This is a genomic window from Desulforhopalus glucosivorans (assembly GCF_054397165.1).
Genome location: NZ_AP044854.1, coordinates 3,079,827 through 3,095,637 on the forward strand (window position 1 = coordinate 3,079,827; position 15,811 = coordinate 3,095,637).

Consider the following 15,811-nt stretch of genomic DNA (forward strand, 5'->3'; position numbering starts at 1 on the left):
GGTAAGAGGTGTCCTATGGGGTGGTTATCGTCAAAGAAAAAAGAGAAACCTGTACAATACGAAGAAGGATGTGTGAAGTGTGGTCATATTGATTTCGACTATAGCTCATATCACAGCGAGTTTTCGTGTAAGAGTTGTGGGTGGGCTTCAGTAGCCAGACCACGTGGTAAGTTTAATATCGTCTCAAAGGACAATGTTCCGATTCCTGAGAACCTGCCAAAACAGGTACAGCCAGAACTGCACATATCGCAAGAACCTAAAAAGGTAGACCAGACAACGTGTGAAGAGATCGATAGAATCCTCAAAGCATACGGTAAGACACTACAGAATGATTCACCTGATCTTGGGTGTGTTGCCGATGAAATCAAACTTCCGTACTCAAAAGACAAAATCAAAGCTGCTATCATATTAACACTTAAAAACACTGACGACGGTAACGTTAAAGAGCTTCTTAAAGCTGGCTACCTTCAGTTGGCTAACTGGCAAGCTGGTGTTGGAAACGAAAACATAGGTGCCGATGTTTCTGTTCTGAGTAGCGATATGGACATTAGGGAGAAAGCAAGAGTATTTAGCGAACAAGTAGGCCTTGGCAAAGAGTGGCAAGAAAAGTCCAATCAGGAAAGACAATCCTTGCAGGCTGAACTTGGCAAGCTAGGGTTGTGGCGAAGTGTGTAAAAGAGACAGATGGAGAGGGAGACGAAAGAGATCTCAATAACTCGCCACCGGACACCCTAGAAGCCTCACCCCCCCTATGAAATCCAATTCTAAAGTGTTCGGTGTTCTGTACAATCTGCTCCTAAAGTCCTAACTCTGCGCATAAGGAGCGAGTGATCTCTTGAATACTGGCTGCATCCATCTCGGCAGACATTCCTCGTATTGCCATTAGGGAGGTCTTCAGTAGTGTAGCTGGAGAATACCCTTGGGACTCAAAGAATCCACCCAGTGTACGAGCGAGATCCGTCTAGGATGTCTCCGGTGGAATGAATAGTGTATTAGATGTGTCCCTATTAACTCTCAATCCGTCCCTATTAGAATCAACTCCTCCAGACCCCGTATATACTGTGGTCTCTGGGACTATCAGGGATGTGTCCTTATTCCCCTTGGATGTGTCCCTATTAACAGTAGCTCTTCTATATCGCTTCCAGAGGGCTTCAACTGTAACAATATTGGCAGCAGCTACGGCTTCCACGATGAGACCTATGAGTGTTTGTCTGGGATATCCTTTGTAAATACTTTGATGTTCCCGACCGTGTTGCAAAGTACCCTATTGGATTCTAGCAGCTCCTCAATATCCGGAAAGCTAGGTGAAGACACATGGCCATTAACGATAGTTTTAGCCTTCTCGATTACTTCTTGTTTTACTCTTGCCATACTTATTACCTCACTTGGTGTTTTCCTCACTGACAGTCTTAGTTGCTAGTTATCTAGCGTTATCTATTGATACACTTTGACTGACTCACTGTTGGTTGCTTTTAAATGGAAGACCACCACGCAGTTCGAATCCAGTTAACAGTAGTGAGGGCCTGTCTCTGGTCTGGTGGTGGACTATGATTGGTTCTATCTGGTTGTCGTGGGAGATACTTCCGTTGATCTGGTGATGCTTAGGAGACTATTAAGTTTAAGCGATAATGGTAACGATCTTGGTGAGCTGGTGATACTGGTGGTGAACGATCAGGTTAATCTCAATAAAAAATGTCTATACTACGGAGCTTGCGGAGTATCGTTGACCGTAAAGGAGCAGATCCTCGAAGAGGTCTGATCATGCGGATCAATCGATGTAACTCGATAACCTCTGAGAACTATCCAGCAAACAGCTCTTATCTCTGAATGCTTTCACTGGTGTATCCCTCCTGACAGTCTCAGTACCTACGTACCCAAGCTGTCTTCCCGTTATACCCTTATTATATTTAAGGGGAACCCTCTGTATAGCCCGTAAACACTGGATGTTTTCGACATTCTACTACTTTTGAGGTAGTAAACTTCCGTTAATCCAATCTTTCAAGAGTCTTCTCATACGTTCACTGGGCACGTACAAATGGATAGGCGCCCGCTTTCTTACTGCAGATCTAAACACCCACTGGATCAACTCAGATACCGCAAACAGCTCTGCATTGATAGAGACTTCTCTGTCTTTGAAATAGCTCACTAGTCCAGGGGGAAGAAACCTGTTAACTAAGTACGCAAGATGTTTCTTATGGGAATAGTCATTGGTAGCTCTGGCATTATGCTGGACGAATCCCTTTGTATACCCTTTGCCTTTCAGCGCATTCTCGGTGGCCTTAAAAGTGGTCCACATGCGATCCGAACCTTTACCCTTGAGGACATTATGGAAGTAGTTGTACGTGGCATCCTGTAGCTTTTTCATGACTCGCTTACTAGTCTTGTACTTGGTGTGCCAACTGTGGGAAAGCCCCTCATCTCCAATGTCATTAAGTTTACCCTCGTATATATGAAGGTTGTCTTTGAGCCACTCACGGAGTTCTCTGTCATCGTTCTCTGGGTCGTATGGGCTGAGTTCGTAACCATCCTTCCGTGATCCTGAGACACTTTGCATTTGATATGGAATCTCATGGTAATCGAAATAGCACCGCTGGATCTGTCCCATGAATAGGTATGTTAATACGAAACTCTCAGACAACTCTCCGAAGACCTCAGGAGGGAACTGCCATAACAGAAAGGTATTATTGAAGCATACTAAGCGACCAGATTGAGCCTTCTCTATAAGCTCTCTAAAGGTACCTTTGTAGTTCTTAGCGCAATCAGTTGTAGAGACCTTACCTGTCTCTGAATCGATCACTAGTAGCCCCTCATTCCTCAACATTTGAATATCAGCGGGATTAACACACTCCTGATGAACGATGTCCATAACTTCATCCAAGATCAGCGTATAATTGCCCATACGTAATAGCTCACGAGTCTCAGCGTCCACCCTTGTAAACAAGCTGTGCGTACTGGCAATATTCTCCTCATTTAAAAGTAGATCCTTTAGGTGCGTGGACTTACTTGTGAACTCATTATCGGGTGCTTTAAAGTCTGCTGCGTATTCCATTGATCTCGGCCGGGTAGTCGGAGCGAAGCGACGCTGTTATTTGTTCCTTACCTCGTAGTCTGTGTTCACGTCAAGTTTGCTTTCTTTTTTCTCATAGATTCTCCTTTAAGTTTTACTTTGTGTGCAGAGTGCACCAGTCGGTCCATAATGGCGTCAGCCAGTGTTGGATCTCCGATCTGCTCATGCCAGTGATCAACAGGGAGTTGGCTGGTTACCATAGTTGATTTGAGGCCGTGACGATCCTCAAGTATTTCCAATAAATCATGACGTTGTTCCCGATTCAGGTGGTCCAAACCATAGTCGTCTAAAACCAGTAAATCCGCCTTTGCAAATGAGGTGAGCAGTTTCAGATACCGCCCATCCCCCTTAGCCAGACTCAGGTCCTCAAAGAGCTTAGTCACTCTCAGGTAAAGTGTATTAAACCCTTCCCGGCAGGCCTTGTTTGCAAAAGCACACGCCAGATAAGTTTTGCCGACACCTGTTGGACCGGTGATTATCAGGTTGTTATGGTCTTTAATCCAGTCGCAACCCGCCAGTCTCATGACAAGAGATTTATCCAGGCCTCTGGGGTGGCGGAAATCTATATCTTCTATGCAGCTGTCCTGGCGCAGTTTTGCCTTACGGAGGCGGGTTTTCATTCGTCGTGTTTCTCTTACAGCCATTTCCCGGTCAAGTAGAACGCCCAGTCTTTCCTCAAAGCCCATGTCATCCAAAGAGTCCATCTGCATTTGTTCATCAAGGGCATCGGCCATACCGGTAAATTTCAAAGTTTTCAGTTTTTCAAGAGTTGGGTGAAGCAGCATGATTGCCTCCTTAATGCAAAGTTGTGTCATAGTAATCAGCACCACGTATGTTGCTGTGTTGTACCGGTTTGGAGTTGTTTTCCTCTGCCTTGAGCGGTCTTTGATCCAACCCACTCTTGAGGATTGATTCTATGCTCCTGTATGAGAGAGCGTTGATTTGTAGAGCACGTTCACATGCAGCTTCCAGCCGCCCATCTCCATAAGACTTCCCCAATCTCAAGATCCCTAATAGAGATCTGTAGGCCTGTTGAGGATGGGCTCTCTGTACTAAAAGTGTCTGAGTTAGGACCTTTGTCTGAGGTCCGATCTTCGCCGCCCAGCGGATAAATCTTTCCGGATTCCACTCAGCATATTTCTGGTGTTTTGGCGGCATGTGTTCTCTGATGGTTGTATGGCGACCAGGAGACTGGTTGCGAATATGACTGGCTATCCGCTGATTACGGTACAGACATTCCACAGTTGTGTTTGTATAACGGATGTCGAGCTGCTTTTTCACCAGATTATAGGGGACGGAGTAATAATGTCCTTCCACCTCCACGTGATAGTCGAGATGAACGGTAGCCTTTTTCCAATAGGCAATTTCATAAGGGTAAGCTGGGAGTGGTTGCAGTGCAGGTTTTTCCATTTCATGGAAACGGCTTTTCCTGCTACCAGAGAGCTTTTTAAAGGGTTTTGCATTGAGGTAGTCAAGTAACCCTTTGATAGCCTTGTTGAGTTCGCCAAGACTGAAGAAGGTGTGTTTTCGAAGTCGTGCCAGAATCCAGCGCTCCACCAGAAGAACACCCGCTTCCGCTTTTGCTTTATCTCTTGGTTTTCTTACCCTGGCCGGCAAAACCGCTGTTTGATAATGGTTGGCCATGTCATGGTAAGTGAGGTTGATGTCAGGTTCGTATCGGCATGTTTTGCTCACACCACTCTTGAGATTGTCCGGGATTACCAGCTCCGGAACACCACCAAAGAAGGAGAAGGCGCGAATGTGGGAACCTACCCAGTCTTCGACTTTCTGGCTCATCGTCGCTTCAGCATAGGTGTAGTTACTGGCGCCCAGGACAGCGACAAATATCTGTGCCTTCTGTATTTCTCCGGTTGCCCCATCGATAATGCCCACTGTTTGCCCGGCATAATCCACAAACACTTTTTCACCAGCCCTGTGCTCATGACGCATTACCACATCAAGCCTGGCGGTCCATTCCCGATAGCTGTGACAGTACCAGCTGTACTGGTACCCATCCGGGTGCTGTTCCTTGTATTCCTGCCATAACAGCATCAGGGTGACATGTTTCCTGGATTGCAGCTCTTTGTGCACTTCGTGGAAATCAGGGAATAACTTAGAGCTATGTTTTGGAGTTGGAGCGGGGAAAAGTTGATGCTCCAGAGATGCATCGCTGATCCCCTCAGGGAGTGGCCATTCAAGGCCTGCCTGTTTTACGCGTTGGATATAATCGCCGACAGTACTACGGCCAATGCCGCAACTTAAGCCAATTTCACGGTTGCTGCGCTTTAACTCGTATTTGAGGCGTAACACCTCTCGTATTTTTCGCATAGATAACCTCTTGCCTGGCATTGAACCCTCCTTTGAAAAATCATCAAAAAATGGTTCATCTACCATCTGGTTTTATGCGTCGCTACTCTCCAATTTAATGGCCGGGATCGTCTGGAATCGGTGGCCGGAATGAAATGGAATCACCGGCCGGGATCAAATGGAATGGATGGCCGGGATCAGCTGGAATACTCAGTCTGCCTCAGGGCAATCTCTTTTGATTCGTTTTACTTCCTCTAAGAATGGTGTAATGAACAGGAACCGTTTCTCAGGGTGTTCGTTGATAAACTGAATGCCCCATGAGGTTTTGCCTTTGCCGCAATGAGCGTCTACTATTGTTGCCATATTACTGTGCTGTTTATTCATACTTCTCCTTTGCTCTCCCTTTGCATGCTTCTTGGTTAAGTTGAAAAAAGAGAACCCACCTAGCGCAAAGGAAGAAAACTAGGCGGGTCTCTATCGTAAAGTCAGGATGTACAGTCCGGACTTGGTTTGGTATTTGAAGTTCCTCTCTGTATCACCTACGTGGCACTATTCTGAAACCCTTATGAACAGGGCGTCTACGTAGGGCTGTCTCGTTGGATGACAGATGTAATAATCTTGTCTACCTCTTAATAAGTGACACTATTACAGGAAGCCCATGGTTACTGAGATAGCGAAGGTCTGGCGAGTGTGTAATCAAAGGTGTACGTTCCGTTACGTCTGACTACTCAGCGCAAGACCAGCAAAGCCATGTAACGAAAGGTTTGTTTTTTATTAAGTTGACATAGTTTCTCGAATGGTCTAAGAGATTAGTTTACACGTCAGGCGCATAAGTGGCGCAAAGACAACCTCAGCTAATCAGGAAGACATCATGGGTGAAAACGTAGGCTACATCAGAGTCAGTACATTAGATCAGAAGACTGACAGACAAAAGCAATCATTTGAAAGGCTAAAGCTAGACCGTTCCTATACGGACAAGGCTTCCGGTAAGGATACCAAGCGACCTCAATTAGAAGCCTGTATAGACTTCCTACGTGATGGTGATACTTTGCACGTGCATTCTATTGACCGCCTTGCTCGTAATCTCATGGACCTTCAGAAGATAGTTGAGGATCTAAACAAGAAAGGTGTGACTATCCAGTTTCATAAAGAGAATCTTATCTTCTCACCTGACTCCAGTTCCCCCATGGCTCAGCTCCAATTGCAAATGATGGGAGCGTTTGCGCAGTTCGAGAGGTCTCTCATTAAAGAACGACAAAGAGAGGGTATTGCTGCTGCTAAGGCCAAAGGGAAACACCTTGGTAGGGTTGCCACGTTGACTATTGAGCAGGTGGAAGAGATCATCGAGAAAGTAGAGCAAGGCAAGCATAAGAAAGATCTGGCTACTGAATATGGTGTATCACGTCAGACTATCTATAAGTCGTTGGCAAGATATAAGAAACTCATAGAAGGTGAGAAAGCAAACTAACATTGTCTTAAACTATCGCCTCAGTCCGTCTTAAGGGAGGCCAGTAACCCTCCACAGTGAAAGTAAAGCGGACCTTATGGGTTGGCGATAGTGTGGGATGGTATAACTATATCTATCTCTATCTGTCTTGCTATCGTCACTATCAGGTACACTATAGTATACTAAGGTTTGCTCAGTTCTCTCTTAAGGGAGGACACTAATAAATAGTCTCGGGATTACGGGAACATACAGAGCACATGATTAGTCGCCCAGTAGAGTGTTTGCGGAAACCTGTCGTATCCTCTTGATTGTAGGCTTCAAAGCCCTCTGTTCCGGCATCTATTAGCCACACAACCACAAACAATCAATCATCATCCAGAGTCTTTTTAAAAGGAGACAACAGGAAGGCGGAGGGCACCACGGGGGTAAACTCTCGTGTACACGTATAGAGATGAGGTCACAGATATTTGTGTCAGATTTCTACTAGGCAACCCCAACTAAATCCAGTACACTAAAGCGTACACAAATACGTACACAAAAGTTAACCACGCAGTAATTACAGACTTGATGTTGGAGGGGCTTCAGCTCAGCAAACCGAGCGCCACAGGGCACTTGCAGGGTCCTGACGGTTCCTCAGCTAGGGCCGCAGGCACGTACTGAGATTGATCCCGTCTAGCTCCACCAAACATATTAAGGGGTTAACTCATTTTGGGTTAACCCCTTTTGTCGTTCTGTAGACGATTTCTTTTATCCTGTTCCGAACCATCAACTCCCCACCCTGTTGTACAACAAAAGATGTATTCATAATCACACCTACGTGAATCACATTGTCAACACAGACAATCAACATAAGTCAGAAACAATTATCAAAGTTGCCGTATGCATGATACTGCCGTGCTCCACGTAACCTTGCACCTATACCCTATAATCATTGGTGATTAATTGGGACTATCAATAGTCATCTTCTGGATGGAGACGATACAACCGGACGGCAGTTGCCAAGCATGGAAAATGGGTTGGGAGTGTGCTTTTGGTAGCCTGCTGTAGAGACCTAATATTATTTTAATTATTTTAGTTTGAGAAATATGTTATAGCTCCAAAAGAGTAAAATCAGCAATCAATAAACGATACAACAATCTTTTAGTCCTCGATAATGATCAAAAATACTGCTTTCTTGATAAAATGCTGTTTAACCCTGTTCTTTTTCTTTTCACTCAAAGTCATAATTTCCTATACGGTCCTATCCAATTACAACCTGATAACCGTCGATGCTGAGTTTAGTAAAAAAGACTTTGTTGATATCTATTACTCAAGTGGGCATGGTTTTCAGAAAAATCATTATGTTCGCTCTCAACCATTCCCTGCAGAGAAACGAATAACTCAGAAAATCTACCTCAACAACAATTCCGCCAAGTACATTCGTATCGATCCCGGTTCTGGTAATGGTTCGATCAAGCTCTACGGAATCAGACTTGTCAGTTACTATGGGAAGAGTGTCTCTCTCAATCCAAAAATTTTATATAACAGTTTTGAGCCTAACACGAATATTAATACATATGCGGTAGTAGATAATTACTTGCTTATTAGAACACATTCAGATGACCCGTTCTTCATTTCGAAAGAAGCTTTACAAATCGACAACTTCTTCCTCGCACATATCTTTCCCTTACTTCTTTCTATCCCATTTTGGATTTTTCTTTCTTCAATTTCTTATCGGTCATTTCCTGCATTTCGAGACCTCAACCATAAAACATCTACAACGGGAGTAAACATAACCTCCCTCGATGGAGTTCGGGGCCTCGCTGCACTCATGGTCCTTGCCGAACACTGTGGATTGGTGGATGGCATAGGTGCCATAGGGGTCTGGCTTTTCTTCGGTCTAAGCGGATTCCTCCTCGCAACACCCTTTGTCCATAACCCTGAAAAAGCATACTCGATTTCATATTTGCAATCCTTTTTGCTCCGTCGTCTCAAAAGAATAATACCACTTTATTACACCTATATTTTGATCACCATGCTATTTTGGGTAAAAAACCCCGAGATATTCAGACACCTCATGTTCCTTCAAGGAGACGGACACATGTGGACCATTCCTCAGGAAATGTTTTTCTACCTGCTACTCCCATTCATTATGTTGCTGTGCTGCATCCCGATTGCCCGACAAAAAAGTTATGCTATACTGTTGCTATCAACTCTTATCGTAATCTCAAACACCTATCTGACATTAGATGTTGTATCACTCTACGGGTATGGGAAATCGCTGCGGCCTTTTGTTGGTATATTTTTGAGTGGAGTTCTCTTTGCCTATATCTACTATTGGCTTCACACCAACACGTTTTTCCAAAAGCTAAACCGCTCCACCAGAAAACATGTGTTTTCATTTTTGGGGTTAACAATACTGATTACTCTGGTTTCGCTCTGCCCTAAGGAAGCTGTAAATGTAACGAAATTTAACATCCAAGATCATTATGGGGTAGTCGGGTTCCTGACAGCAAATTTCATTCTCTGCGTAGTTCTGTCTGGAGACGCACTACTTGGTAAGATAATGAGTTTTTTACCATTGAGAGCGGTCGGGTTGGTCGGGTTTAGTTTTTATTTATTGCATCCCAACCTGATGACTTTCTTTTACTCACTATCACAATACTATTTCAATTTCTCACTTCAAGGAATCCAAATGTTCATTGTCGCAGGTATTGCGACCTACTTCCTCTCAATATTCACCTATACATATATAGAGCGGCCATTTCTCATAACCCATAAAGAAAAGGAGCAGTAGCCGGGATCTTCATACACCAACCACTGAAACCTCTGCTTTCTTGCATAGGTATAATGTCATCTTTCCAATACTTTGAAATTGACCATCAACACGACAGCCAGCTTTGCGAGAATTTAAGGTATGCCAAAGAACATCGTCAAGTTCTGGATGTCGCAACTCATAACGCTTTTTAAATACCTCATAAAGTGATTTGGACATATTATGTTTAGTCACCTTCTCCAAACCTGTAGCAGATTAATCTTTTAAGAGAGGTTAACAGTTCCCAACCTATACCGATGGGAATTTAAACTACCACAACGTTCTTTAATTACACTACCGTAATTCCATCAACACCAACTATCTAAGTCCTTTAGCTCAACTCACTGGAACTACACCTATTGTACGTTAATCTTCAAACTGGCACCATACGTGCTTTACTTCATGCAACAGTTAAAGGGATCAGTTTTTTATACACCAGCTGATCAGCGGATTTTTTAATATGTAAGGAAAAAAATACATCAAATTAAACTAGAGAAGACCTATGAATGACGAAAAACAGCAGCAACTTGAACTTGAAAAACATAAAGACATTGCCAGAATCGATCAGGAATCGAAGCGTACACATGGTTGGTATGTGCGAGTACGATATCAGGGAAAGACTCACTCCAAATTTTTTTCCGATAAAAAATGTGGTGGGCGATATTCCAGCCTCTTATCCGCCATATCATGGCGCAACAAAAAAGAAGATTCGATCGGAAAACCCCGGACAAACAAGCATATCGTCACCACCACTAAATCTAGCACTGGTGTCGTTGGCGTACGTCTCAATGACCAGTTGAATCGATATGAAGTTAGCTGGGTAAATAAACTGGGAAAACAAGGCAAAACCTCAGTCTCCATCAAAAAGCATGGAAAGAAAAATGCATTTCAACGAGCATGTTCAATTCGCCAGCAGAAAGAACGTGACCGATTGGAAGTATAAATGTAACCCAAATAAAAATTCTACAACCATGGTATCAAGTCTTCGAGGTTTTGATGTTCAGCCAGTTTCCATTAAAACGGTTTCAACACCTCGATTTAAGGCCCTGTTACTGATACCTGTGGCTACTTTTTTAGTTGATTTACACACTAGACTTAAGAAAAAAGCTGTCATAAAAAACAGCTAGCGTAGACTCCGAGAAAACTGAAGAACCTTTTAACAATACGAACTAAAAATTACTTCCAGATAAGTGAACATAGCGTGACCTTGGAGGTACTTATCCAGTTTATCGGAGTTAGATGTATTAAGAGAATACTTAGCCCCAGGAATATCTTAATCAAATAATTTCATCGAAAAAGTTCCAATTCTCTGCCCTGTACCTTCTTTTGTACTAAAATTACGTTGAAAAATTCTATTAACAATTGCTGGGGGGGCATCCCCTGTTCATTCCAAACACAAAATTCTACGTGCCGGGAAGTATGCTCACCCCATACTCAAACTATACCGTTTTCATCTGTGGCTTCTAGTGCGTTAGTTAGACGGATGCTCAAGCAAACGAAATAACCAATTACATATCAGAATTAGAGTGCTAACGCTTTTTGAGTTTATCTGCTAAAATAGATAACAGTCAGCTATTGTCCATCGGTAGGCTATTATTTCTTTGGGCTGTAGCTGAAATATTAATACTTGTTATGAATAATTTTTAAAAAGGTTCAGTATGTCGTTGACCAGTTACGCTTCTCTTCTCTTTGCCACCACTTTTCTGTTTTTAACCTCCTGTTCTGAAGAACCTGATAAATTAACAGTAGACCACGGCACCAGTACCCAATCGGAGATGTCACCCAGCCAAGCCATCCAACAACACTCTTTGCCCTCTCCTGCAAAGGCTACTATTAAGACTACTGAGCTTCAATCTCTGAAACAAGGTGAAGAATTTATTTTTAAAGGTGCAGACCAAGAACCGATTGTCATCTCCATAGATACAAGGCATGTAAACAGCGATGGGACAACCTCTTTATCAGGTACACACAAAGGAGAGAAAGGTTCATACCAACTAACAGCTACAGCTGGTGAATCAATAACTTTTGGACGAATTCAGGCACCGAAAACAACCTATACGTTTACTATAAAGGCTGGAAAAACAACTCTTGTTGACCTAAATGGTCCAGGTACTGCGTTGGTACCAAAGCTCAGGGATGACGCAGTAGTGCCACAGATACATACTGAGAATAATACGAGTAACACCGAGCCCTCCAATTCAATCACGCCCACTATGGTAAGCTCTGCGCCTTCAATCAGCGGTAAAACCACTATAGATCTTATGATTGTTTATTCTGACGGTTTTGCAACAGAGTATCCGGGAGACGCCTTGACTACGAGATTAAGTTACCTCGTCACATTTGCAAATACCCTTTACGCCAACAGTAATATAGATATTTACCTTAGAATAGTGCACACTGTCCAAAGCTCTTATCCTGACGATACAAGTAATAGTAGCGCCTTATCTGCCATGCGGCCTATAGAAATAAATGATCCAGTAGATGACGTTTTTTCCGAAATAGAATCACTTCGACAACAACATGGAGCTGATCTTGTCAGCTTTATTCGTCCCTACGACAAGGACAACCACAACGGTTGTGGTATCGCATACCTATTTAAGGACAACTCAGGCTTTACCCCATATGGTTATTCTGTGGTTAGCGATGGCAGTGAAACATCTGGTTCATACACCTATTACTGCTCAGAACAGAGTCTGGCCCATGAGCTTGGCCACAATATGGGTTCAGCCCATGATCGGGATAATGCCAAAGATTACTATGGCAATCTCGTCCCTGGTGCTTACAGCTACTCGTATGGTTTTGGTATAAGCGATAATTTTGGTACGGTAATGAGCTATATCAAGCCTGAAATCGATTATTTTTCTAATCCTGATATAACCTGTGATGCGGGCCCACCCGCTATAGCTTGTGGCCTCAGCGAAGATCTTGCTAACTCTGCCAACAATGCCCTCTCATTAAATAATACTGCCACCTCAGTTGCCTCCTTTATGTCTGCTAAATATTCTGCAGATGTTGACGGTGATGGAGAAACAAATAGTACAGACACACTAAAAGCACTTATACTTCTCAGTGGCAATGCCATCACGGGAACAGTTGACTCTCTCCAAGACATAGATAACGATGGCAAACTCGGACTTGCTGAAGCAATATACAGTCTTCAAAACAGTAAAGAATAATCAAGCTGGAGTTGTATCTAAATACATATCTTTACCTGCCAAGGTGCGATATTTCGCTCATAGCGAATAATTATTTACCCTCCATAATTGGATTTTTTTTCTATCTTCCTCTAAGCTACTCATAGTACTTCACAATTAACCTTCCTACCTCAGCAGAGAACAGTGTGTTTTTTATTGAGAGTGGCAACTAACGTGGTTACGTATTTTTGTTTAGAGATTTTCATACAGATTGCTCTGCTCCTGCAAAGGCAGCCCTTATTTGTATCCTCATTCTCTGTATTATTGGTATGGGGCAAAGCAGTAGTCTGTTCACACTTCCGCAAGATCTCCTGGATTCAGCAAAGACTCAATACGGAGAATCCGCCAAACGCCGTCTATTATCCTGGCAGTCCTTAATCCGTGAAAACTCACAACTCACTGATAGGGAAAAACTTGAAAAAGTTAATGCATTTTTCAATCAGATGCAGTTTGTCGATGACATCTCACACTGGAAAAAATCAGATTACTGGGCAACTCCTGTTGAATTTCTTTCTTCTGGTGGGGGGGATTGCGAAGATTTTTCATTGGCAAAGTACTTTACTATTAAGGCTTTAGGGGTTTCAGAAACAAAAATAAACATGACATATGTTAAAGCCGTGCATCTTAACCAGGCTCACATGGTCGTAACATATTTCAGTACGCCTGGAGCAATACCCTTGGTGCTCGATAACATCAACGGTGCTATACTGCCTGCGACCAAGAGACAAGATCTTGTCCCAGTATATAGTTTTAACGGCTCTGGTTTATGGCTTGCTAAATCCCGAGGCAAGGGACAAAAAGTTGGTAACAGTGATAGACTCAGGCGATGGAGGACACTCCTTAACAGAATGCCCGATGGCTTAAAATAAACTCCCACGGTTAACGTAGTCTTCGAATGAATTTTTTAAGGTACAAAAGGATTATCCTATGACACTTCACAAACAACTCTTTTTATTCACTGTTTTTTTAGTGGGAATTCTTTTTCTTGGAGTCTGGATTGAAAAGCTACAGAGCACCAGGTCATTTTTGGTTACCCAACTGGAATCCCATGCTCAGGATACTGCAACCTCCCTTGGCCTTTCTCTTTCACCAATAATGGCAGAAAACGATCTTCCAACGGTTGAAACAATGATAAATGCAGTCTTTGACCGCGGCTATTATAGAGTGATCAGCTTAAAAGATACTAATGATAGCATTATAACTGAACGTGTTTTAGCGGTTGAAATCGAAGGTGTGCCAAATTGGTTTATTGACCTTATTTCCATTGAGTCACCAAGGGCACAAGCACTTGTAATGGCAGGTTGGACTCAGGCAGGAACAATATATATTGAAAGCCATCCTGGCCTTGCCTACCTGACAATCTGGAAAACTATGGTTCGAATAAGTGTTTATTTTCTTCTTGCTGGTTCAATCATTCTTTTCCTGGGCAGCCGCGGTCTTCGTCTTCTTCTTAAACCACTTAAGCATGTCGAACAACAGGCTGAAGCCATCTGCCGAAAAGAGTACCCAATCCAAGAAGAGCTTCCTAAGACACGAGAACTTCGACAGGTAGTTTTGTCAATGAATCGTATGACCACTCAGGTCCGTGAAATGTTTTCACAGCAAGCCAAGGTTGCAGAGCGGTTGCGCCAAAAGGCCTACAAAGATCAGCTAACGGGTCTTGGCAACCGGCGTTATATGCACGCTCAGGTTGAGGCCAGGCTAGAAATGGGTCGAAACGATGTAAGAGGTGCCCTACTAATGCTTCAGATTGACAACTTACAAAAAGTAAACGAGACATCTGGGTATGAAGCAGGAGATGCCCTCCTACAAAAAATAGGAAAGATACTACAACAGGAAACACAGATAATAAAAGACGTGGCTCTGGCGCGGCTGGCTGGGGGCGATTTCGCCATATTCATGTCCCAGGTCAACTCATCAGACGCCATTGAAATGGCCAAAAAACTCATAACAAATGTGAGTCGTTTAGCTGTTGAGAACCTAAGCCATTCAGATAATCTTGCTCATATAGGAGGCGTGTTTTTTGAACATCCTCCTACCCTGCCAAAACTGCTAGCCGAAGCAGATAACGCGTTGCAGGTGGCACGCCAGAAGGGCCCCAACAAATGGATTATCAAACCTTGTTCAAAAGACGACAAGCAGGTCATCAAGGGAAAACTGTGGTGGAGGGAAACCCTTGAAACCGTACTGTCCAGCGGAAATATAGTTCTATATAGCCAACCCGTTGTTAGCAACCATAACGAAGACACTGTTATCCATCAGGAGCTGCTTTCTCGTATCGTACTGAATTCAGGCGAAATGGAAAGTGCCGGTATATTTGTCCCTCTTGCAGAGCGTTTGCAACTCATCTCAAAGCTTGATCAGGTCATACTTCACAAAATTTTTACGCAACAGTCAATACTGAAAAAAATGCAGACCATTGCTGTCAATGTTTCCCCCTCATCTCTTGCAGATCCAAGTTTTGTACAATGGGTGCTCTCTGAGCTTGGCAAACTACAAGAAAACAGTCCTCATATTATATTCGAGTTTCCTGAATTTGGAGCGGTGCAGCACATCGAATTTGTAAAACACTTTTCAACAGAGGTTCAAAAGCTAGGCCACTCAATTGGTCTTGATCATTTTGGACAGTCTTTTTCTAACTTTGGATATTTAAAATCTCTTCGCCCTAAATATGTCAAAATTGACAGGGGATTCACAAAAGAGCTTGAACGCGACCATGGTGACAGTGGCTTCTTTATTGAAGCACTGGCAGGCGTTGCACACAGCCTCGATATCCTGGTCATTGCAGAAGGTGTGGAGAAAGAAAACCAAAAGAAGATGCTACTCGAGATGAACATAGACGCACTTCAGGGCTATCTTTTTGCCAGACCAACCAGACTCGAGGAGTAACGTCATACCCTCCAGTGCTGAGAATAATCGGTTCTCAGCACTGGATAGTTTCCTTCCTTCCCTTTGCTATCTTACTACACAGTTTGTTTCTCATCCTTAAAACTGAAAATTGT

At 43.3% G+C, this 15,811-nt stretch carries 13 protein-coding genes; 8 read left to right on the forward strand and 5 right to left on the reverse strand.

Features of this window, described 5'->3' with window-relative positions:
* Positions 1-15: 15 nt before the first annotated feature.
* Positions 16-675: a hypothetical protein gene (locus ACX6CI_RS13465; protein WP_458774161.1), complete on the forward strand. Its 660-nt coding sequence runs from the start codon at positions 16-18 to the stop codon at positions 673-675.
* An 865-nt stretch (positions 676-1,540) separates the two neighbouring features.
* Entirely contained in the window at positions 1,541-1,759 is a 219-nt protein-coding gene (locus ACX6CI_RS13470; RefSeq protein ID WP_458774162.1) for a hypothetical protein, read from the forward strand.
* 201 nt (positions 1,760-1,960) lie between these two features.
* On the opposite strand, the gene ACX6CI_RS13475 is transcribed toward ACX6CI_RS13470, so the two are convergent.
* The 4 genes from ACX6CI_RS13475 to ACX6CI_RS13490 form a co-directional block, all read right to left on the reverse strand.
* Positions 1,961-3,049, reverse strand: coding sequence for a hypothetical protein (locus tag ACX6CI_RS13475; protein WP_458774163.1), 1,089 nt, complete (start codon positions 3,047-3,049; stop codon positions 1,961-1,963).
* Between the two features lie 65 nt (positions 3,050-3,114).
* Positions 3,115-3,852: an IS21-like element helper ATPase IstB gene (gene istB / locus ACX6CI_RS13480; protein WP_458774164.1), complete on the reverse strand. Its 738-nt coding sequence runs from the start codon at positions 3,850-3,852 to the stop codon at positions 3,115-3,117.
* Positions 3,853-3,862: 10 nt separating this feature from the next.
* A complete protein-coding gene (gene istA / locus ACX6CI_RS13485) occupies positions 3,863-5,416 on the reverse strand; it encodes an IS21 family transposase (protein WP_458774165.1) in 1,554 nt (517 codons plus the stop codon).
* 168 nt (positions 5,417-5,584) lie between these two features.
* A complete protein-coding gene (locus tag ACX6CI_RS13490) occupies positions 5,585-5,758 on the reverse strand; it encodes a hypothetical protein (protein ID WP_458774166.1) in 174 nt (57 codons plus the stop codon).
* Between the two features lie 487 nt (positions 5,759-6,245).
* Here ACX6CI_RS13490 and ACX6CI_RS13495 point away from each other — a divergent pair, with 487 nt between their 5' ends.
* The gene (locus ACX6CI_RS13495; RefSeq protein ID WP_458774167.1) at positions 6,246-6,842 is read left to right on the forward strand and encodes a recombinase family protein; all 597 of its coding nucleotides are present in this window, start codon (positions 6,246-6,248) and stop codon (positions 6,840-6,842) included.
* A 1,132-nt stretch (positions 6,843-7,974) separates the two neighbouring features.
* On the forward strand, positions 7,975-9,597 hold the full coding sequence (locus tag ACX6CI_RS13500; RefSeq protein WP_458774168.1) for an acyltransferase family protein: 1,623 nt from the start codon (positions 7,975-7,977) through the stop codon (positions 9,595-9,597).
* A 9-nt stretch (positions 9,598-9,606) separates the two neighbouring features.
* Here ACX6CI_RS13500 and ACX6CI_RS13505 read toward each other — a convergent pair whose 3' ends face one another.
* A complete protein-coding gene (locus ACX6CI_RS13505) occupies positions 9,607-9,795 on the reverse strand; it encodes a hypothetical protein (RefSeq protein WP_458774169.1) in 189 nt (62 codons plus the stop codon).
* A 322-nt stretch (positions 9,796-10,117) separates the two neighbouring features.
* Between ACX6CI_RS13505 and ACX6CI_RS13510 the strand changes: the two genes are divergently transcribed.
* The 4 genes from ACX6CI_RS13510 to ACX6CI_RS13525 all read left to right on the forward strand — a co-directional run bounded on the left by ACX6CI_RS13510 (position 10,118) and on the right by ACX6CI_RS13525 (position 15,698).
* Positions 10,118-10,558, forward strand: a complete 441-nt coding sequence (locus ACX6CI_RS13510) for an AP2 domain-containing protein (protein WP_458774170.1) — start codon at positions 10,118-10,120, stop codon at positions 10,556-10,558.
* Positions 10,559-11,273: 715 nt separating this feature from the next.
* The gene (locus tag ACX6CI_RS13515) at positions 11,274-12,791 is read left to right on the forward strand and encodes a M12 family metallo-peptidase (RefSeq protein ID WP_458774171.1); all 1,518 of its coding nucleotides are present in this window, start codon (positions 11,274-11,276) and stop codon (positions 12,789-12,791) included.
* A 206-nt stretch (positions 12,792-12,997) separates the two neighbouring features.
* The gene (locus tag ACX6CI_RS13520; protein ID WP_458774172.1) at positions 12,998-13,678 is read left to right on the forward strand and encodes a transglutaminase-like cysteine peptidase; all 681 of its coding nucleotides are present in this window, start codon (positions 12,998-13,000) and stop codon (positions 13,676-13,678) included.
* Positions 13,679-13,736: 58 nt separating this feature from the next.
* Positions 13,737-15,698 carry an EAL domain-containing protein gene (locus ACX6CI_RS13525; RefSeq protein ID WP_458774173.1) on the forward strand — a complete coding sequence of 654 codons (1,962 nt, stop codon included), beginning with the start codon at positions 13,737-13,739 and terminating at the stop codon, positions 15,696-15,698.
* Positions 15,699-15,811 lie beyond the last annotated feature (113 nt).